Here is an 18,927-nt window from a genome sequence, read left to right as displayed (position 1 = left end):
GATGACGGTTGAAACGATCTTCAAGGCACTGGCCGACCCGACCCGCCTGCGCATTGCGCGCCTGCTCGGGACGATGGAGCTGGCCGTGGGCGAATTGGCACAGGTTCTGGGTCAAAGCCAGCCGCGCGTGTCGCGCCATGTCGGGATATTGTGCGATGCCGGTCTGGCAGAGCGGCGGCGCGAAGGCAGCTGGGTGTTCCTGCGTTCGGCCAGCGGGGCGGACAATGCCGACCCGATTGTCGGCGGGGTCGAGCGCCTGCTCGCCATCGCCGAGCGCGAAAATGCCGGATTTGCCGAGATCTGCGAGGCGGACAGGCAAAAACTGGCAGCGATCCGCAATTCGCGCGAAGCCTCTGCCGAAGACTATTTTGCGCGCCATGCCGGTGAATGGGATGATCTGCGCGCTTTGCACAGCCCGGATGCGCAGGTCGAAAGCCAGCTTGCCGAAGCGCTGGGCGATGCACCGGTGGGCGCGGTGCTCGATATCGGGACCGGGACAGGCCGCATGGCGGAATTCTTCGCCGACGATGCCGAGCGCGTGGTGGCATTCGACAAGAACCTCGAAATGCTGCGCGTCGCGCGGGCCAAGCTCCAGCACCTGCCCGCCGCCCGGATCGAGCTGGTGCAGGGCGACTTTTCCGACTTGCCGTTTGCAAGCGCCAGTTTCGATACGGTGCTGCTGCATCAGGTGCTTCACTTCGCGCAGGACCCCGCATTGCCGCTGGCCGAGGCGGCGCGCGTCACCCGGCCCGGCGGGCGCATCGCCATCGTCGATTTCGCCAGCCATGACCGCGAGGAACTTCGCACCCGCCACTTGCATGCGCGGCTCGGATTTTCCGACCGGCAGATGCGCGACCTGCTGCGCGCCTCCGGCTTTGCCGCGCGCGAACCGATTGCGCTGGATGGCGGCGAACTTGTCGTGAAAATCTGGCTCGGGAAACGCCGCGACCTGCCCGAGGGCCATACCTCTCCCACACCTGCCAAAGAGCGATCAGCATGACCCCCACTCTCGATCAGTTGCACGAAGCCCGCACAGCCGTGGACACACCGCTGTTCTCAGGCCTGCCCGGCGACGTTGACGTCAGCTTTGAATTCTTCCCGCCCAAATCGGAGAAGATGGAAGCGCAGCTGTGGGACGCGGTTCAGGAGCTGAAACCGCTGCACCCCAGCTTCGTCTCGGTCACATATGGCGCGGGCGGATCGACGCGTGAGCGCACCCACGCAACCGTCGCGCGGATCATTGCCGAGGCGAACATCCCGGCGGCCGCGCACCTCACCTGCGTCGGCGCGTCCAAGGACGAGATTCGCGAAGTGGCCGAGCATTACTGGGAGGCTGGCGTGCGGCATATCGTCGCCTTGCGCGGCGATGCGGGCGAGCCGGGCGCGCCTTTCACTCCGCATCCGCAAGGCTATGCCAGCGCTGCCGATCTCGTAACGGGCCTCAAGGGGATCGCCGATTTCGAAATCTCGGTTGCTGCCTATCCCGAAACGCACCCGGACGCCGATTGCCCGCAGGCAGATATCGACAACCTCAAGCGCAAGCTGGATGCAGGCGCGACGCGGGCAATTTCGCAGTTCTTCTTTTCGGCGGACAAGTTCTTCCACTTCCGCGACCAACTGGCCGCGAGCGGTATCACGCAGCCTGTGATCCCCGGCATCCTGCCGGTCACCAATGTCGCGCAAGCGCGCAAGTTTGCAGGCGCTTGCGGCGCAGAAATTCCGGCGTGGATGGACGGGCTGTTCGAAGGGCTCGATGAAAAGCCCGCCGCGCGCAAACTCGTCGCCGCGACTGTCGCTGCCGAGCTGTGCCGCCGCCTTTATGCAGGCGGCGTGCGCGAGCTGCATTTCTACACGCTCAACCGGCCAGAGCTCGCCTATGCGATCTGCCACATGCTGGGCAAACGCCCGCAAGAAATCGGACCGGGAGAAACGGCATGAGCGCGCGCGAGAAACTGCAGGCCGCCGCTGCCGAGCGTGTGCTGATCTTCGATGGCGCGTTCGGGACGCAGATCCAGAACCGCAAGCTGACCGAGGAAGATTACGCCGGCGATCTGGGTCTGAAGGCCGACCAGAAAGGCAATAACGATATCCTCGCGCTGACCCGGCCCGACGTAATCCGGGACATCACCCGCGCCTATCTGGACGCCGGGTCCGACGTGATTTCGACCAACACGTTTTCGGCCAACCGGATCAGCCAGGCCGACTACGCCGCCGAAGATCAGGTCGCCGCGATCAACATCGCGAGCGGCAAGATCGCGCGCGCGCTGGCCGATGAATACGCCGCGAAGGATGGCCGCCCGCGCTTCGTCGCAGGCGCAATCGGCCCGACCAACAAGACCCTCTCGCTCAGTCCGGACGTCGAAGACCCCGGCTTTCGCGAGATCGATTTCGACGAACTCACCGCCGTCTACAAGGATCAGGCGGCGGCGCTCATCGAAGGCGGCTGCGACTTCATCCTGATCGAGACTGTGTTCGACACGCTCAATGCCAAGGCCGGGATCATGGCGGTGAAACAGCTCGAGGCGGACCTCGACCGCGACGTGCCGGTGATGATCTCGATGACGCTCACCGACCTTTCGGGGCGCAATCTGTCGGGCCACACGGTCGAGGCATTCTGGTACGCGGTGCGCCATGCGAACCCTGTCACCATCGGGCTCAATTGCAGCTTTGGCGCCGACCAGCTGCGCCCGCATGTGCAGTCCCTGTCCGCCATCGCAGACACATTGCTGATGGCGTATCCCAATGCGGGCCTGCCCAACGAATTGGGCGAATATGACGAAATGCCGGAGACGACGGCGGGCCTCGTCAAGCAATGGGCCGAAAACGGGCAGGCCAACATCCTCGGCGGATGCTGCGGGTCCAGTCCTGCGCATATCAAGGCGATTGCCGATGCGGTTGACGGGCTGGCTCCGCGCACCGTTCCTTTGCCCGCGGCAGCCATGCGGCTCGCAGGGCTAGAGCCGTTCGTGGTGGCCGCCTGATGAACGAACAGACTACCAGCGCGCGCTTCATCAATATCGGTGAGCGCACCAATGTGACGGGCTCCGCCCGGTTCAAGAAACTCATCATGGCGGACGATTACGCCGCCGCGGTCGAAGTCGCTCGCCAGCAGGTCGAAAACGGCGCGCAGGTGATCGACGTCAACATGGACGAAGGGCTGCTCGATGCGGTTCACGCCATGACGACGTTCCTCAAGCTAATCGCGGCAGAGCCCGACATCGCCCGCGTGCCCGTCATGATCGACAGTTCGAAATTCGAAGTGATCGAAGCGGGCCTGAAATGCGTCTCGGGAAAGCCGATTGTAAACTCGATCAGCATGAAGGAAGGCGAAGAGCCGTTCCTCGAACACGCACGCAAATGCATGGCTTACGGCGCGGCAGTCGTCGTCATGGCTTTCAACGAGGTCGGGCAAGCCGACAGCAAGACCCGCAAGGTCGAAATCTGCAAGCGCGCCTACGACCTGCTGGTCGCTGAGGGCTTTCCGCCTGAAGATATCATTTTCGACCCCAACATCTTCGCGGTGGCGACCGGGATCGAGGAGCACAATCGCTACGGTCTCGACTTCATCGAGGCGGTGCAGGAAATCAAGCGCCAGTGCCCGCACGCCAAGACCAGTGGCGGACTGTCCAACCTCTCCTTCAGCTTTCGCGGAAACGAAACCGTGCGCCGCGCGATGCATTCGGTCTTCCTCTATCACGCGATCCCCGCCGGGCTCGACATGGCCATCGTCAATGCCGGGCAGCTTGACGTGTACGACCAGATCGACCCGGAACTGCGCGAGGCTTGCGAGGACGTGATCCTGATGCGCCGTGACGATGCGACCGAGCGGCTCATCGACCTTGCAGAAAGCCACAAGGGCAAGTCTGTCGCCGACGAGAAAGCCGCCGAGGAATGGCGCGGCTGGGCAGTCGAGAAACGGCTCGAACACGCGCTCGTGAAAGGCATCGACGCGCATATCGTCGACGATACCGAGCAGATGCGCGCTGCCACCGCAGAGGCGGGCGGGCGGCCGATCGAGGTCATCGAAGGTCCGCTGATGGATGGCATGAATGTCGTCGGCGACCTGTTCGGCAGCGGCAAGATGTTCCTCCCGCAAGTCGTCAAGTCCGCCCGCGTGATGAAGAAGGCCGTCGCCCACCTCATACCCTATATCGAGGCCGAGAAGGACTTGCTCCCCGAAGCCGAGCGCAAGGCCAAGGGCAAGGTCATCATGGCCACCGTCAAAGGCGACGTGCACGATATCGGCAAAAACATCGTCGGCGTGGTCCTGCAATGCAATGGCTATGACGTGATCGATCTCGGCGTGATGGTCCCGTGGCCGAAAATCCTCGAAGCCGCGAACGAGAACAATGCCGACATGATCGGGCTGTCGGGTCTCATCACTCCGTCACTCGACGAGATGGTGACCGTCGCCGAAGAGATGCAGCGCGCCGAGATGACCATGCCGCTGCTGATCGGCGGGGCGACCACCAGCAAGGTGCACACCGCGCTCAAGATCGATACGAATTACGAAGGCCCGGTCATCCACGTGCTCGATGCGAGCCGTGCTGTCGGCGTCGCGTCCAAGCTGCTGTCCGATACGCAGCGCGATGAGTTCGTGGGCGACACCGCTGGCGAATACGAGAAAGTACGCGCTGCGCGGGCGGGCAAGACGCCCAGCGCGCTGCTCAGCCTCGAAGATGCGCGGGCGAATTACTACGATGCATATCTGTCCGACAAGCCGGCGCCGCCGCTGAAACCGGGTGTGCATGTCTTCGACGACTGGGACCTTGCGGACCTGCGCGATTACATCGACTGGACGCCGTTCTTCCGCGCGTGGGAGCTGCACGGAAATTACCCGGCAATCCTGACCGACGAAGTGGTGGGCGAGACCGCGAGCCAGCTGTTCGACGATGCCAATGCAATGCTCGACCAGATCATCGAGGAAAAGTGGCTGACGCCGCGCGGAGTGGCCGGTTTCTGGCCTTGCGCCCGAGACGGCGACGACGTGACGATCCACCGCGTCAATCGCGAGGAGCATTTGCGCCTGCCGTTCCTGCGCCAGCAGGTGAAGAAGAGCCGTGAGCGGGCCAATATGTGCCTCGCCGATTTCATCGACCCCGATGGCGACTGGATCGGCGGCTTTGCGGTCGGCATCCACGGCATCGAGCCGCATATTGCGCGCTTCCAGGCGGACAAGGACGATTATTCCGACATCCTGCTGAAAGCGCTCGCAGACCGCTTTGCCGAAGCTTTTGCAGAACGCCTCCATTTGCATGCTCGGACCGATCTGTGGGGCTACGCTCCCGATGAACAGCTCACCAACGATGCGCTGATCAAGGAAAAGTATCGCGGCATTCGGCCTGCGCCGGGCTATCCGGCCTGCCCCGATCATTCGCTGAAGCCGATCCTGTTCGACTTGCTCGACGCGGAGAAGAACGTCGGCATCTCGCTGACCGAAAGCTTTGCGATGTGGCCGACAGCGGCGGTTTCCGGGTTCTATTTCGGTCATCCGGAAAGCCAGTATTTCGGCGTTGCCCGCATCGGGCGTGACCAGTTGGAGGATTACGCCGCGCGCCGCGGGGTCGATCTGGCCACTGCGGAACGCTGGCTCAGGCCCAATCTGGATTAGCCGGAAAGCGCTGCTGAACGCACGAATGTTTCGTCTTTTCCCGGAATATACCGATGGGCGATTGACGCGCCGTTTCGCATACGCAACATGAGTATTGCCTGCCGGGAGTGATTCCGGCGTCTCTCGCGGGAGAGATTGGCCCGGTAATCCGGGTCGGCGCCGAAGGAGCAACCGCCCCGGAAACTCTCAGGCAAACGGACCGCGAACAGGCACAGGCACTCTGGAAAGCGTGCCGGCGGATCGCCGCTGGCACCACCGAAGGGGAGGCCGCGCATCGCATTTGCGCGCGGCTGAAGCTCTCAGGTTTCCCGACAGAGGGGGCAGGAACGACGCACCGACCGGGGCGTTGGCTTGCTTGTCCGGGGACTGATATTTTGAGCGACGAAACAGCAGGCAATGAAACGCCGCTCGCGGCCCTGCCGCTGGATGCATGGCACCGCGCGCGAGGTGCGCGCATGGTACCGTTTGCGGGATACGAAATGCCGATCCAGTACGAAGGCATCGTTGCCGAGCACAACTGGACGCGGGAAAGCGCGAGCCTGTTCGATGTGTCTCATATGGGGCAGCTCACGCTCAAGGGCGACAATGCCGCGCACGAGCTGGAAAAGTTGCTGCCCGGCGCGATCTCGAACCTGAAACCGGGCAAGATGCGCTATTCGCTGCTGCTTACCGAAGCGGGCGGCGTGATCGACGATCTGATGGTCACCAATACCGGCCCGCATCTTGCCTTGGTCGTGAACGGCGCGTGCAAGTGGGACGATATCGCGCATCTGCGTGAGCATCTGCCGGACGCAATCACGCTCACCCATTTTGACGATCACGCGCTGCTCGCATTGCAAGGCCCGAAGGCCGCCGATGTGCTCGAACAGCTGATCCCGGGGACGGGCGACCTGACATTCATGACCGCCGGCCTGTTCGAATGGACCGATAACGGGCAGACGGCGCATCTGTGGGTCAGCCGCGCGGGCTATACCGGCGAGGACGGGTTCGAAATCTCGATCCACGAAGGCCGCGCCGAAGATCTCGCCAATGCGCTGGTCGCCGACGAGCGCGTCAAACCTGCAGGCCTTGGCGCGCGTGATAGCCTGCGCCTCGAGGCCGGTTTGCCGCTCTACGGACACGACCTCAGCGTCGAAACCGATCCGGTCACTGCCGACCTCGCCTTTGCCCTGTCGAAAAAGCGCCGCAAGGAAGGCGGCTATTTCGGGCACAAGGCGGTCGCCATGCGGCTGGCGGAGGCAGAGGGCGGCACGCTGGCGCGGCGCCGCGTCGGGCTGCTGCTGGATGGCCGGATGCCCGCGCGCGAAGGCGCCGATGTTTTTGCAGGCGAAATCAAGATCGGAACCGTCACCAGCGGCGGGTTCTCGCCCACGCTCGACCGCCCGGTCGCCATGGCCTATGTCGATGCGCTCCACGCCGCAGACGGCACCGCGCTCGAATGCGAAGTCCGCGGAAAGCGCCTGCCTGCCACCGTTTCACCCATGCCTTTTGTCCCGCACCGCTATTACCGAGGGAGCTGATTTGATGCCGCGTTACTTTACCGATGAACACGAATGGATCGACGTCGAAGGCGAAAGCGCCACGGTCGGCATTACCGATTATGCGCAGGAACAGCTGGGCGATATCGTGTTCGTCGAACTGCCCGATGTCGGCACCGTAATCGGCAAGGGCAAGGATGCCGCCGTGGTCGAAAGCGTCAAGGCAGCCAGCGACGTCTACGCCCCGATCAGCGGCGAGATCACCGAAACGAACTCCTCGCTCGAAGACGATCCCGCGCTCGTCAATTCCTCGCCTGAGGAAGACGGCTGGTTCTTCCGCCTGACGATCTCCGACACCTCCGAACTCGAAGGGCTGATGGACGACAAGGGTTACAAGACCTTCGTCGACAGCCTTTGAGCATCATCTGACGCCTCTCCTCTCACAAGGCCGATTTCACCATGCGTTACCTGCCCTTAACCGATACCGACCGCGCCGATATGCTCGAGCGCATCGGCGCGTCTTCGATCGACGATCTGTTCGTCGATGTGCCTGCCATTGCGCAGCTTGACGGGCCGATCCACGATCTGCCGCTGCATGCGAGCGAGATGGCGGTTGAGCGACACATGAAATCGCGCGCGGGCAAGAACCTGGCGGCAGGCGATGCGCCGTTCTTCCTCGGCGCGGGAGCTTACCGCCACCACGTTCCGGCAAGCGTCGACACGGTAATCCAGCGCGGCGAATTCCTGACCGCCTACACGCCCTACCAGCCCGAAATCGCGCAGGGCACGCTGCAAATGCTGTTCGAGTTTCAGACACAGGTAGCGCGGCTCTATGGCTGTGCGGTGGCGAATGCCTCGCTGTATGATGGCTCGACCGCGTGCTGGGAAGCGGTGGCGATGGCGACCCGCGTGACCAAGCGCAAGCGCGCGGTGCTCTCCGGCGCTCTCCACCCGCATTACTCGCAAGTCGTAAAGACGATGGCGCAGTTCACAGGGGACGAAATTGCGGATGCGCAGCCATCGATCCAGACCGAGCCGGACCTCGACGGCCTCATCAGCCGGATCGATGAAGAGACCGCCTGCGTGGTTGTGCAATATCCCGACATTCTCGGGAGGATCAGCGACCTTTCCAGGGTTGCCGAGGCGGCCCATGCAAAGGGTGCGTTGCTGGTGGCGGTCAACACCGAGCCGGTAGCGCTCGGTGCGATCAAGTCGCCCGGCGAGCTTGGCGCGGATATCGTCGTGGGCGAGGGGCAGTCGATTGGCGTCGGCCTGCAATTCGGCGGGCCGTATCTCGGCCTGTTCGCGGTGCGCGACCCCAAGCATGTGCGCCAGATGCCCGGGCGGCTTTGCGGCGAGACCACCGATGCCGAGGGCAAGCGCGGTTTCGTGCTAACGCTCTCCACCCGCGAGCAGCACATCCGCCGCGAAAAGGCGACGTCGAACATCTGCACCAATTCGGGCCTGTGCGCGCTCGCCTTCAGCGTCCACATGACGCTGCTCGGCGAAAAGGGCCTGCGCGAGCTGGCGGCGGAAAACCACCGCCTCGCCTGTATGGCCGCCGACAGGCTTGAGAAAGTGCCGGGGGTAAGGCTGCTCAACACCGCGTTCTTCAACGAATTCACCGTGATGCTCGACGGGAAGCCTGCGCGCGAGATCGTGCGCGACATGGCGGATCGCGGGGTTCTGGGTGGAGTGTCGCTCGGGCGACTCTATCCGGGCATCGAAGCGCTTGAAAATGCGCTGCTGGTGGCGGTCACCGAGATGACGAGCGAAGAGGATATCGACCGGCTCGCCATCGAATTGCACGATGCCCTGGCTGAAACGCAGGCGAAGGAGCCAGCCCAATGAACGCGCCCAACAAATCCGGCTGGAAGCCCCAGATGCCAGAGCTGGACAATGTCTCCGAAGACGGCCTGCACAACGGTCCGGAAACCTCGACCGGCAACCGTGCGCTGATGCTTGAAGAGCCGCTGATCTTCGAGATCGGCCATGCCGAGACGACCGGCGTCGACCTGCCCGATCTGGACGAGAATGCGCCGACACGGCTGGCGGGACTTGACCGATCCGAACCGATCGGCCTGGTCGGCCTGACCGAGCCGGAGACGGTGCGCCATTACACGCGCCTCAGCCGCCAGAATTACGGGATCGACCTCGGTTTCTTCCCGCTTGGCAGCTGCACGATGAAGCACAATCCCCGCCTCAATGAGAAGGTGGCGCGGCTGCCCGGATTTGCCGACATTCACCCGCTCGCGCCGCAGCAAAGCGTACAGGGCGCGCTGCAAGTCATCCATGAGCTGGGTGACTGGCTGTGCAAGCTCACCAGCATGCCATCGGTCGCGATGAGCCCCAAGGCGGGCGCGCACGGCGAGCTGTGCGGCATCCTTGCAATCCGCGCCGCTCACACCGCGCGCGGCGATGCGCGCAAAGTCGTGCTCGTGCCCGAAAGCGCGCACGGGACCAATCCTGCCACCGCCGCTTTTGCAGGCTATGAGGTCGAGGATATTCCCGCGACCGAAGAAGGCCGCGTCGATGTCGCCAAGCTGAAGGAACGCCTCGGCCCTGACGTCGCAGGCGTGATGATCACCAATCCCAACACGTGCGGCCTGTTCGAAAAGGACTTCCGCGAAATCGCCGATGCGGTCCACGATGCGGGCGGGTACGTCTATTGCGACGGCGCGAACTTCAACGCCATCGTCGACCGGGTGCGTCCCGGCGACCTCGGCGTCGATGCAATGCACATCAATTTGCACAAGACCTTCTCCACCCCGCATGGCGGCGGCGGTCCCGGCTCCGGCCCGGTGGTGTTCTCCGAAGCGCTGGCGCCCTACGCGCCGCTGCCGTTCGTCAAGAAGGCACAAGGCGGCGAATATTACCTCGTCGAGGAAGACAATGATTTGGAAAGCGGGCCGACCTTTGGCCGGATGACTGCCTTTCACGGACAGATGGGCATGTTCACCCGCGCGCTGACCTACATGCTAAGCCACGGCGCGGATGGCCTCAAACAGGTGGCCGAAGACGCGGTGCTCAACGCCAATTACGTGCTGCGCAGCCTCGAAGATCTGCTCCACGCGCCATTCGCGGATAGCGGCCCTTGCATGCATGAGGCGCTGTTCGGCGACAAGGATTTCGGCGGCGGGCTTTCGACGCTCGACCTTGCGAAGGCGCTGATCGACGAGGGGTATCATCCGATGACGGTGTATTTCCCGCTGGTGGTCCATGGAGCGATGCTGGTCGAACCAACCGAAACCGAGAGCAAGGCCAGCCTCGACCAGTTCATCGCCGCGTTCCGCAGCGTTGCCGAGCGCGCGCTTGCTGGCGATGAGAGCATGAAGCAGGCGCCCTATTACGCGCCGCGCCGCAGGCTCGATGAAACCGCCGCGGCGCGCAAGCCCAAGCTCGCCTGGTCGGAGCCTGCCGAATAGCCGCTAGTGTTTGACGGGCGGGGCGGGCGCATGGTCTGCCCCGCCTGGCTCTTCGTCCGATCTCACACTGTCCGCGTCGGCGTCGGGTTCGACCACGATCCTGATCTGCTGAAGGTTGAGGATCGCAACGTAGAACCCGACCACGGCAAGCGAGCTTGATCCCAGCACGGCAAAGGCAGCGCCCTTCGCCCCGTTCCAGTCGATCGCCGCATCGAGCAGGACCAATGCGAGGATCGTCGGGACTGCGCGCACGAGGAATGCCGTGGCGGCGCGGCCTGCCGATACCAGCAACGATTCAAGACTTGCACCGACCAGTTCAACCGCGCCAGCAATCGCAAGGATCACCATCGCCCAATAGAACACGCGGAAATCCTCGCCCGCGATGATCTCAAGACCCCAGCGCCCGAAGAACAGCGCAAACAGCACCGCCATCACGCCGCCAATCAGAGCGATATTCGCCATCCGGCGCGCAATCGAGAGCGCGTCTTCCTTGGCGTGGACAAGCTCGGGCAGGATCGCCTTGGACACGGTCTGCGCCAGCGAAACAAGCGCCTGCCCCAGCTGGCTCGCGACGCGGAAACCGCCTGCAAGCGCTGCTCCGCCGAACGTTCCGACCAGCAGGATCATCACCTGCTTGCCCGCAATCGTCAGGCTACCGGACATGTTGGTGGACCACACGAAGCGCCATGCATCCTTGTGCCGCGCCGGGATGCGGGTCAGGCTGAGCGCGGACAGATCGATACGCTCGGTCCGGGCGGCGGCGAACCACAGGGCAGCGGCAACGGCAATCTCGGCTGCGGCGTAGGCGAGGACGAAGCCTGCTACGCTTGGCATGAACAGCCATGCCAGCACGGCTCCGCCCGCGCGGATGATCGGCTGGACGGCCTCGGCAGCGGTAGCGCGGCCATATTTGAAATTGAGCCGCAGCAGGCCGGTCGGAGTCGTCCGGATCGAGAGCAGTGATACCGCGCAATACCCAAAGGTCAGCCACAGCAGGTCAGTGGGCAAGGGCAGCCACAAGGGCGCGCTCCAGACGAGGATCGCTGCGAACACCGTGCCCATCGCGACCGACAGCAGGTCCAGCGCGATGGCAAAGCCGGTTGCCTCGATCTTGTTCTTGGGATGCGGCCCATCGCCATTCGCGCCCCAGCGCACGATGAATTGCCACGTCTGAAAATTCGCAAGGCCCGTCACGACCTGTCCGATGGCGACGATGAAGGCGAAATGGCCAAACGCCTCCAGCCCCAGCGTGCGCGTGGCCAGCGCAAGGTAGACCAGGCTGAGCACGGCGTTCACGCCGCGCCCTCCGAGGAGCCACCCCATATTTGTGAACAGGCGTCCCATCTGTATTCTCGCGCGCTGCGGCCCTTCTGCCGACTATGCGCCCGGAGTTTCTCCTTCGCGGCGCTTCAGGATTTTCTCGGTCACGGCGAAAGTCCGCTCATTATCGACGTCGATTGCATAGTGACCATCGGAAAGGACGATCGGCACGAGCTTGAACCCGAACCGGCGGGAGATCTGTTCGAACAGCTTCTCCTTCGATCCCCAGCCCATGCGAAAGCGGATGAGGTTCATCAGGCCGAACGCCTTGATGATGCGGCGCGGAAATTTCACGAATTGCCCGCCTTCCCGCATGATTTCCGCCGCGCTCAGCGCTTTTTCGCTGCCGAGCCAGTACATGTTGCAATTCGAATAGCCGCCATCGCGAAATTCGTAGAACTTCTTCTGCCCCTCGGGATCGGCGGCCTGCACGTCTTCCTTGCGCGCAAGGCCGGCAGCGCCGCCCGCATCGGCGGCAAGGCATTTGCCGATGAATTCGGCATAGCCCTCGGGCGTGACCAGGCAATTGTCGGCGGTCGTGATCAGCAGCGGGAAATCCGCCCCGTCGGCGCCGGAAAAGACGCTGTCGACAATGTTGAACTTGCCTTCGGTGAAGGTCAGGCGGCCTTCTTCGATCAGCTTCGCCACAGTGGGAAGTGCAGCGATTTCATCAGGTTCGTGTGCGACAATGCGGATCGGGCCGACCCGGTCGCAGGCGGAGACCTGCTGCACCACGCGCTCCACCATGGGCACGCCATTGACGGGGACGACGCATTTCTGCGCGACATTTGCGCGCTGGGCCAGCGGGTCGAGAACGCCTGAGCGCTTGCCCGCCATGATCAGCGCGGTGACTTTTGTGTGTTCGGCAGTGTCTTGGGTCATAACGAGCCGCCTTTACCGCCAAAGCCCTTGCGGCGCAAAGCAAGGAATGGTGCAGCTTGTGCAACTTTTTGTCGCAGGGCATGGGGATGCCCATGCGGATCATCTTTTCACGCAAGGGTTTTGACAGCAGTGCTGGCGGCGGCCCGTCCCCGATTGTCGGCGGACGTCCGGTGAGCCTGCCGATCCCTGCCGGGGCGGCGAGCACTACGACGTACGGCGATCTGGGACTGGGCGCATTGGCCGCAAAATCCAGTCGCGGGAAGCTTGGTGCGGATGATTTGTGCCACCACGATCCCATGTTCCTTGAGGACGGCACCTGCATCTTCGGCCAGTGCGGCGCGGCGCAGACGCATCTGGAGCGGCAAGGCGCGGGGCTGGGGGATGTGTTCGTGTTTTTCGGCCTGTTTGCGGACGAGCATACTGCCGAGCCGCACCACCGCATATTCGGCTATCTCCGCGTGGAAGACATCGTTCCTCTGGCGGGCGACGCTCCTGCCGATCTCGCCAGGATCGGCCATCCGCATGCGCTCGCGATGCACCATAGGAACGATTGCATCTGGCGGGGCGAGGGGGTGCAGGCGGGCCGTGCCAGCGATGCGCTGCGCCTGACAGTGCCGGGCGGGCCGCCGACGCTGTGGCATCGGCCCGAGTGGCTGAGGCGCGGCGGGCTTTCCTATCACGACCGCGCGGATCGCTGGCTGCGCGCCAAGAACGGACAACGCCGTCTCAGGAGCGTCGCGCGAGGGCAGGAATTCGTCGCCGATATTGGACGGCGCAAGGCCCCGCGCGATTGGCTCGATCGGATTATCGCCGAGATCAGAGCGTCTTGATGATCCCGGAGAAATCGAGCGCGCCGTTTTCCTCGGCAAACGCCTCGTAGATTTCCTGTGCATGCTTGCCGAGGGCGGTATTCGCGCCAGCCGTCTCCGCCGCTTCCATCGCCAGCTTCAAATCCTTGAGCATCAATGCGGAGGCAAATCCGCCCTGATAGTCATTGTCCGAAGGGCTTTGCGGGCCGACGCCGGGGACCGGGCAGTAGCTTGTCATCGACCAGCACTGGCCCGAAGATACCGAGGAGATATCGTAGAATGTCTGCGGGTCGAGGCCCAGTTTCTCGGCCATGGAGAACGCCTCGCAGGTGCCGATCATCTGGACCGCGAGCAACATGTTGTTGCAGATCTTCGCCGCTTGCCCGTTGCCTGCGTCCCCTGCGTGGATCACGGCTTTGCCCATCGCCTCGAGAATCGGTTTTGCGCGTCCGAACGCGGTCTCGCTGCCGCCGACCATGAAGGTAAGCGTGCCGCCATTCGCTGCGGCGATCCCGCCGGAAACCGGTGCGTCGACCATATCGTACCCGGCCTCTTCGGCGGTCGCGATGACTTCACGCGCGGTGGCAACGTCGATGGTCGAGCAATCGAGCAGCACCGCGCCTTTCGGGGCCTGACCGATAATATCGGTGCGGTAGACATCGCGCACGATTGCGCCGTTGGGCAGCATCGAGACAACGACCTCGGCTTCCTCGCAGGCCGCGCGCGCAGAGCCGAAGGTCTCGCAGCCGGACTCCTTGGCCGCAGCCAGCGCATCCTGCGAGAGGTCGAAAGCGCGTACCGAGTGCCCCGCCTTCACAAGGTTCGCGGCCATCCCGCCGCCCATATTGCCGAGGCCGATGAATGCGATTTTCATTTTACTCTCCGGATATAAGAACAGCGCTGCCGAGCGCGATAAGCCCAAGACCAAAGAACATTGGTATTGCTTCGCTAAAGGCCCTTAGGACTTGCGGTAATGATGTTGGCTGCCCCTTTGCGTCCACCCACATTCCCGCAGCAGACAGCGTCAGCACACCTTTTCCTTCCGCTTATGTCGATTTGTCCACCAGCGATGATTCAAGAAAAATCCTGACCCAATCAGTACACTGGTGAGGATATATCTCACCGCCCCTTCCACTTGCCCTCGCGCTTCTCGATGAACGCCGCCATGCCTTCGGCCTTGTCCTCGCTCGCGGTGAGGATCTGGAAGATGCGGCGTTCGACGATGAGGCCCTGATCGAGCGTCATTTCAAAAGCCGAATTCACCATTTCCTTGTTCGCGATGACCGCCATCGGCGGCATCGAGGCGATGGTGGCGGCGGTCTTCAAGACTTCGGCGATCAGGTCGGCCTGTGGAATCACGCGCACGATCAGGTTGCTGCGCTCGGCTTCCTCGGCGCTCATCATCCGGCTCGGTCAGGCACATTTCCATCGACTTCGACTTGCCGATGGCGCGAGTGAGCCGCTGCGATCCGCCCATGCCGGGCGCCACGCCGAGCTTGATTTCGGGCTGGCCAAACTTCGCATTGTCCGATGCGATGATGAAATCCGCCATCATCGCCAGCTCGCATCCGCCACCCAATGCAAAGCCGTTCACCGCGGCAATCCACGGCTTGCGGGTTTTCTTCACGATCTCGCTGGTCCACGGCGAGAAGAAATCGTCTAGGTAGAAATCGGCCGCAGCCTTGTCGGACATCTCCTTGATATCCGCGCCCGCTGCAAATGCCTTCTCGCCCGATCCGGTGAGGATCGCACACAGCTGACTGTCATCGGACTGATAGTCTGCAAAGGCCTTGATCAGCTCTTCCAGCACCTGCGAATTGAGCGCATTGAGCGCCTTTGGCCGGTTGATCGTCAGCAGAGTGACGCCCTTGGTTCCCTGCGCATTCTTCTCGGCGGTGATGGTTTCGAACGTCATAGCGGTTTCCATTCCTCATTGTCGGGCAGCGGGGCGAAGATGCTGTCGATCAGCTCATCGCTCACCTGCTGCGGCGTGGGCGGGTCCCACTGCGGATCATTGGTCTTGTCGACGATCACCGCGCGCACGCCCTCGGCAAAGTCGGGCCGGGTAAGCACGCGGCTGGCGATGCGATATTCCATGCGCATGTTGTCGGCAAAATCGGTGAGGCGCTTGCTTTCTGCCAGCTGGCGCAGCGCGACCTTGCAGGTCTGCGGGCTTTTGGTGCCGAGCGTGTCGCGCTCCTTCGCCGCCCATGCAGCGCCGCCATTTTCATCCGTCTCGATCTCGTTTTCGAGGCTGGCGAGGATCTCTTCGTAATTGTCGGAGGCGAAATGTTTTGCGATGCGCAGGGCATTGCCTTCGATCCGGGCCTCGGGCGGCGTGCCGACCGGCTCGGACAGGATGCCCGCAATGCGTCCGGGCCGTTCGATTATGCGCGCCTTGAGCTCACCGATCATCTCGCTCGGCACGTAATGCGTGGCAATGCCGGTCCACAGACACTCAGCCCCATCCAGCCGCGCGCCGGTGAGCGCAAGGAACTGCCCAAGCCTTCCGCCAAGGCGGGAGAGATGCCAGCCGCCGCCGACATCGGGGAACAGGCCGATACCGGTTTCGGGCATGGCAAAGCGCGTGTTCTCGGTCGCGACGCGGAATTTCGCGGGCAGGGCAATACCGACCCCGCCGCCCATCGTGATGCCGTCCATGAACGCGACGATCGGCTTGGGATAGGTGAACAGCTGGTGGTTGAGCTGGTATTCATCGTGGAAGAACTTGCGCCCCGAAACCCCGCCATCGTTCAGCGCCGAATTGCGCAGCATCGTGATATCGCCGCCCGCGCAGAACCCCCGGCCCTCTGCATGGTCGATAATGATCGCCTCAACCGCGTCATCGTGCTCCCACCTGGTCAACGCCGCGCTCATCGCATGGCACATGTCGAGCGTCAGCGCGTGGAGCGCCTTGGGCCGGTTGAGCGAAATATGGCCGACGCGGCCATGAGTGTGGATGTTAACGTGCTTAGTCATCGATTTCGCGGTCCTTACTGGCGCAGCAGATCGCGGCCGACGATCATGCGCATTACCTGGTTGGTGCCTTCGAGAATCGAGTGCACGCGCAGATCGCGCCAGAAGCGTTCGATCGGGTAATCCTTGAGATAGCCGTAGCCGCCGAAGAGTTGCAGCGCGTCGTTCACGACCTTGCTGCCATTGTCGGTCGCCAGCCGCTTTGCCATTGCCGAGAAGCGCGATTTGTCCGGCGCGTTGTCGGTGACCTTCGCCGCTGCGAGGTAAAGCAGCGCGCGCGCCGCCTCGAGGTCCGTCGCCATGTCGGCGAGCATGAACTGGGTGTTCTGAAAGTCCGCTATCGACTGGTCGAACTGCTTGCGATCCTTGGTGTAGGCGACCGCTTCGTCGAGGCACCTTTGCGCGCCGCCAAGCGAACACGCGCCGATGTTCAGGCGTCCGCCATCGAGACCCATCATCGCAAACCGGAACCCTTCGCCCTCATCGCCAACGCGGTTCTCTACCGGCACGCGCGCATCTTCGAAGATGACCTGCGCGGTGGGTGACGCGTTCCAACCGAGTTTCTTCTCCGGCGCGCCAAAGCTGACACCCGGTGTGTCCTTGTCGATCACGAGGCAGGTGATACCCTTGGTCTTGTGCTCGCCGGTGCGGACCATCGTGACATAGACATCGTTGACGCCGCCGCCGGAGATGAACTGCTTGGTGCCGTTGAGCACGTAATGGTCGCCATCTAGTTTCGCGCTGGCCTTCAGCCCCGCCGCATCCGATCCGCTGCCCGGTTCGGTGAGGCAATAGCTGGCGATCTTCTCCATCCCGATAAGGTCGGGCAGGTATTTCGCCTTCACGCCCGCGCCGCCGAACTGGTCGATCATCCATGCGGCCATGTTGTGAATCGAGATGAACGCGCTGGTCGTCGGGCAGCCATAGGCCATTGCCTCCATGATCAGCGCAGCCTCGAGCCGCCCGAGGCCAATTCCGCCCGATTCCTCGGAAACATAGATCGCGCCAAAGCCAAGCTCGGCGCTTTGCTTGATCACGTCCTTGGGGAAGTGGTGTTTCTCGTCCCATTCCCCGGCATGGGGCGTGATATTGTCGGCTGTAAAACGCTGCGCCATTTCCTGGATCGCGAGCTGATCGTCGGTGAGTGAGAATTGTCCTTGCATGAGGGGCGCATTAGCCCGTTGGTCAGGGCGAGGGAAGGGGCCTGACACCCAGATTTTTGCCAGTGGTCTTGCGTGACGGGTAACCGATTTGGCGCTTCGGACGTAGTAACGGTATGACCCCGACACCGCCCAAGCTGATCCTGGTGTATAACGCCGATGGTGGATTGCTGAACGCGCTCCGCGACAGCTTTCACAAGACCTTCGCCGCGCAAAGCTACCCATGTCCCCTGTGCGCGCTGGCTTTCGGGTTCTTCACGGTGAAGCGCGAATGGAAGCGCTTCCTGCAGCGCGTTCCGCTGGAAAAGGTCGAACTGCACCGCGACGATCATGCAGCAAGATTGCCCGGTCTGACTTTGCCGCTGCCTGTTATCGCGCTCGAGCTGGCGAACGGAGCCTTGAAGCCGATCGTCACGGCGCAAGAGATGGAAGCGATGGAACGGCTGGACCAGTTGATCGGCTTGTCCGAGCGCCGCTTGGCCGCAGCGGGAATAGGATTGCATCCGGCCTAGTCGCCGGAAAGGATGGCCTCGGCTTCGATTTCGACTTTCCATTCCGGGCGGCACAGCCATGCTACCCCGGCCATTGTCGCGGCAGGCCGCGCGCTCCCGAAATAGCGCGCATGGACTGCGCCGACCGCGTCCTGATCGTGCGGATCGGTGAGCAGCATCCGCGCGCGCACGACGTCCTGCGCGCTCCCGCCCAGATCCTCGATAGCGGCGATGATTAGCTCGCAGCACCGCGCGGCCTGCTCCGCTGCGCCGCCGGGCGTCGAGGTGCCGCCGGGTTCGATCGGACCGGTCCCGGCGACGATAATCCGGTTGCCTTCGCGCACCGCGCGGCAGAACCCGAACTGCTCCTCGAACGGGGAGCCCGATGTCGCGTGCTGCCTGTCCGTCATCCGCAGGAGATCGCGATTATCGTCATGTCGTCATCATAACGCACGCTCACGCGGTCCTCGCGGTAGTCCATTGTCCATGCCGTGTTGGGCGGCCCCCAGCGCAAGGCGCGCGCACCGCTTTCGGCGAGGATCGCTGCGCCTGCCGCTTGTGTGGCCTCCTCGCCGATAAACCCCTGCACCGGCTCCGCATCGCATACAGCGCTTGCCGGTTTCCTGAGCGGTTCGGCGGGCGCTTTGCTGGCGTCAGGCGCAGGTATGCTGCCCGCACATGCGGCGAGTGTCAGGCCAAGGGGAAGGGCGGCAAGATATCGTGTCATCGTGGCTCTCATCAACTCGGGCATCGTTTGCTGGGATAATCATCGTCT

At 63.1% G+C, this 18,927-nt stretch carries 17 protein-coding genes, 1 pseudogene and 1 riboswitch; of the genes and pseudogenes, 10 read left to right on the top strand and 8 right to left on the bottom strand.

The features are described 5' to 3' along the window. The first annotated feature begins 1 nt into the window (after position 1). From AC0L39_RS14145 to gcvPB, 8 genes are all read left to right on the top strand, one after another. Positions 2-1,000 (top strand): ArsR/SmtB family transcription factor, encoded by a 999-nt coding sequence (locus AC0L39_RS14145; RefSeq protein ID WP_473258833.1) that lies wholly within the window; start codon positions 2-4, stop codon positions 998-1,000. Then, on the top strand, positions 997-1,938 hold the full coding sequence (gene metF / locus AC0L39_RS14140) for a methylenetetrahydrofolate reductase [NAD(P)H] (protein WP_473258832.1): 942 nt from the start codon (positions 997-999) through the stop codon (positions 1,936-1,938). Before AC0L39_RS14145 ends, metF begins: the two co-directional genes overlap by 4 nt. Continuing rightward, on the top strand, positions 1,935-2,981 hold the full coding sequence (locus AC0L39_RS14135; protein ID WP_473258831.1) for a homocysteine S-methyltransferase family protein: 1,047 nt from the start codon (positions 1,935-1,937) through the stop codon (positions 2,979-2,981). The genes metF and AC0L39_RS14135 overlap by 4 nt, the downstream gene beginning before the upstream one ends. Beyond that, the gene (metH, locus tag AC0L39_RS14130) at positions 2,981-5,611 is read left to right on the top strand and encodes a methionine synthase (RefSeq protein WP_473258830.1); all 2,631 of its coding nucleotides are present in this window, start codon (positions 2,981-2,983) and stop codon (positions 5,609-5,611) included. Before AC0L39_RS14135 ends, metH begins: the two co-directional genes overlap by 1 nt. A 116-nt stretch (positions 5,612-5,727) precedes the next feature. Next, a riboswitch (glycine riboswitch) is annotated at positions 5,728-5,823 on the top strand. Positions 5,824-5,985: 162 nt separating this feature from the next. Next, positions 5,986-7,131, top strand: a complete 1,146-nt coding sequence (gcvT, locus tag AC0L39_RS14125; protein WP_473258829.1) for a glycine cleavage system aminomethyltransferase GcvT — start codon at positions 5,986-5,988, stop codon at positions 7,129-7,131. A gap of 4 nt (positions 7,132-7,135) precedes the next feature. Beyond that, a complete protein-coding gene (gene gcvH, locus AC0L39_RS14120; protein ID WP_473258828.1) occupies positions 7,136-7,507 on the top strand; it encodes a glycine cleavage system protein GcvH in 372 nt (123 codons plus the stop codon). 41 nt (positions 7,508-7,548) lie between these two features. After that, positions 7,549-8,940 carry an aminomethyl-transferring glycine dehydrogenase subunit GcvPA gene (gene gcvPA, locus AC0L39_RS14115; RefSeq protein WP_473258827.1) on the top strand — a complete coding sequence of 464 codons (1,392 nt, stop codon included), beginning with the start codon at positions 7,549-7,551 and terminating at the stop codon, positions 8,938-8,940. After that, positions 8,937-10,514 carry an aminomethyl-transferring glycine dehydrogenase subunit GcvPB gene (gcvPB, locus tag AC0L39_RS14110; RefSeq protein ID WP_473258826.1) on the top strand — a complete coding sequence of 526 codons (1,578 nt, stop codon included), beginning with the start codon at positions 8,937-8,939 and terminating at the stop codon, positions 10,512-10,514. Before gcvPA ends, gcvPB begins: the two co-directional genes overlap by 4 nt. A gap of 3 nt (positions 10,515-10,517) precedes the next feature. Here gcvPB and AC0L39_RS14105 read toward each other — a convergent pair whose 3' ends face one another. Further along, a complete protein-coding gene (locus AC0L39_RS14105; protein ID WP_473258824.1) occupies positions 10,518-11,858 on the bottom strand; it encodes a lipopolysaccharide biosynthesis protein in 1,341 nt (446 codons plus the stop codon). Positions 11,859-11,891: 33 nt separating this feature from the next. Next, the gene (locus tag AC0L39_RS14100) at positions 11,892-12,716 is read right to left on the bottom strand and encodes a hypothetical protein (protein WP_473258822.1); all 825 of its coding nucleotides are present in this window, start codon (positions 12,714-12,716) and stop codon (positions 11,892-11,894) included. A gap of 92 nt (positions 12,717-12,808) precedes the next feature. On the opposite strand from AC0L39_RS14100, the gene AC0L39_RS14095 reads away from it, so the two are divergent. Continuing rightward, entirely contained in the window at positions 12,809-13,546 is a 738-nt protein-coding gene (locus tag AC0L39_RS14095) for an Nmad3 family putative nucleotide modification protein (RefSeq protein WP_473258818.1), read from the top strand. On the opposite strand, the gene mmsB is transcribed toward AC0L39_RS14095, so the two are convergent. The 4 genes and pseudogenes from mmsB to AC0L39_RS14075 form a co-directional block, all read right to left on the bottom strand. After that, the gene (gene mmsB / locus AC0L39_RS14090; protein WP_473258816.1) at positions 13,533-14,399 is read right to left on the bottom strand and encodes a 3-hydroxyisobutyrate dehydrogenase; all 867 of its coding nucleotides are present in this window, start codon (positions 14,397-14,399) and stop codon (positions 13,533-13,535) included. The two genes, AC0L39_RS14095 and mmsB, sit on opposite strands and share 14 nt — an antisense overlap. Positions 14,400-14,644: 245 nt before the next feature. Beyond that, positions 14,645-15,440 (bottom strand): annotated as a pseudogene (locus AC0L39_RS14085) (enoyl-CoA hydratase-related protein). Beyond that, on the bottom strand, positions 15,437-16,504 hold the full coding sequence (locus AC0L39_RS14080) for an enoyl-CoA hydratase/isomerase family protein (protein ID WP_473258814.1): 1,068 nt from the start codon (positions 16,502-16,504) through the stop codon (positions 15,437-15,439). Before AC0L39_RS14080 ends, AC0L39_RS14085 begins: the two are co-directional and overlap by 4 nt. A 14-nt stretch (positions 16,505-16,518) precedes the next feature. Beyond that, positions 16,519-17,664, bottom strand: a complete 1,146-nt coding sequence (locus AC0L39_RS14075) for an acyl-CoA dehydrogenase family protein (protein ID WP_473258813.1) — start codon at positions 17,662-17,664, stop codon at positions 16,519-16,521. 113 nt (positions 17,665-17,777) lie between these two features. Here AC0L39_RS14075 and AC0L39_RS14070 point away from each other — a divergent pair, with 113 nt between their 5' ends. Further along, positions 17,778-18,173 carry a hypothetical protein gene (locus AC0L39_RS14070; protein ID WP_473258811.1) on the top strand — a complete coding sequence of 132 codons (396 nt, stop codon included), beginning with the start codon at positions 17,778-17,780 and terminating at the stop codon, positions 18,171-18,173. Here AC0L39_RS14070 and AC0L39_RS14065 read toward each other — a convergent pair. After that, entirely contained in the window at positions 18,170-18,562 is a 393-nt protein-coding gene (locus tag AC0L39_RS14065) for a RidA family protein (RefSeq protein WP_473258809.1), read from the bottom strand. The genes AC0L39_RS14070 and AC0L39_RS14065 overlap by 4 nt on opposite strands. Then, a complete protein-coding gene (locus AC0L39_RS14060; protein ID WP_473258808.1) occupies positions 18,559-18,879 on the bottom strand; it encodes an I78 family peptidase inhibitor in 321 nt (106 codons plus the stop codon). The genes AC0L39_RS14065 and AC0L39_RS14060 overlap by 4 nt, the downstream gene beginning before the upstream one ends. Positions 18,880-18,927 lie beyond the last annotated feature (48 nt).

The organism is Erythrobacter sp. K21-9 (assembly GCF_055808355.1).
Note: the sequence above shows the minus strand (reverse complement) of the source record. Positions and strands in the feature narration are given on the sequence as shown.

Coding starts and splice junctions, on each gene's coding strand:
- AC0L39_RS14145 (WP_473258833.1), top strand. CDS start 2: ATGACGGTTGAAACGATCTTCAAGGCACTGGCCGACCCGACCCGCCTG.
- metF (WP_473258832.1), top strand. CDS start 997: ATGACCCCCACTCTCGATCAGTTGCACGAAGCCCGCACAGCCGTGGAC.
- AC0L39_RS14135 (WP_473258831.1), top strand. CDS start 1,935: ATGAGCGCGCGCGAGAAACTGCAGGCCGCCGCTGCCGAGCGTGTGCTG.
- metH (WP_473258830.1), top strand. CDS start 2,981: ATGAACGAACAGACTACCAGCGCGCGCTTCATCAATATCGGTGAGCGC.
- gcvH (WP_473258828.1), top strand. CDS start 7,136: ATGCCGCGTTACTTTACCGATGAACACGAATGGATCGACGTCGAAGGC.
- gcvPA (WP_473258827.1), top strand. CDS start 7,549: ATGCGTTACCTGCCCTTAACCGATACCGACCGCGCCGATATGCTCGAG.
- gcvPB (WP_473258826.1), top strand. CDS start 8,937: ATGAACGCGCCCAACAAATCCGGCTGGAAGCCCCAGATGCCAGAGCTG.
- AC0L39_RS14105 (WP_473258824.1), bottom strand. CDS start 11,858: ATGGGACGCCTGTTCACAAATATGGGGTGGCTCCTCGGAGGGCGCGGC.
- AC0L39_RS14100 (WP_473258822.1), bottom strand. CDS start 12,716: ATGACCCAAGACACTGCCGAACACACAAAAGTCACCGCGCTGATCATG.
- AC0L39_RS14095 (WP_473258818.1), top strand. CDS start 12,809: ATGCGGATCATCTTTTCACGCAAGGGTTTTGACAGCAGTGCTGGCGGC.
- mmsB (WP_473258816.1), bottom strand. CDS start 14,399: ATGAAAATCGCATTCATCGGCCTCGGCAATATGGGCGGCGGGATGGCC.
- AC0L39_RS14080 (WP_473258814.1), bottom strand. CDS start 16,504: ATGACTAAGCACGTTAACATCCACACTCATGGCCGCGTCGGCCATATT.
- AC0L39_RS14075 (WP_473258813.1), bottom strand. CDS start 17,664: ATGCAAGGACAATTCTCACTCACCGACGATCAGCTCGCGATCCAGGAA.
- AC0L39_RS14070 (WP_473258811.1), top strand. CDS start 17,778: ATGACCCCGACACCGCCCAAGCTGATCCTGGTGTATAACGCCGATGGT.
- AC0L39_RS14065 (WP_473258809.1), bottom strand. CDS start 18,562: ATGACGGACAGGCAGCACGCGACATCGGGCTCCCCGTTCGAGGAGCAG.
- AC0L39_RS14060 (WP_473258808.1), bottom strand. CDS start 18,879: ATGACACGATATCTTGCCGCCCTTCCCCTTGGCCTGACACTCGCCGCA.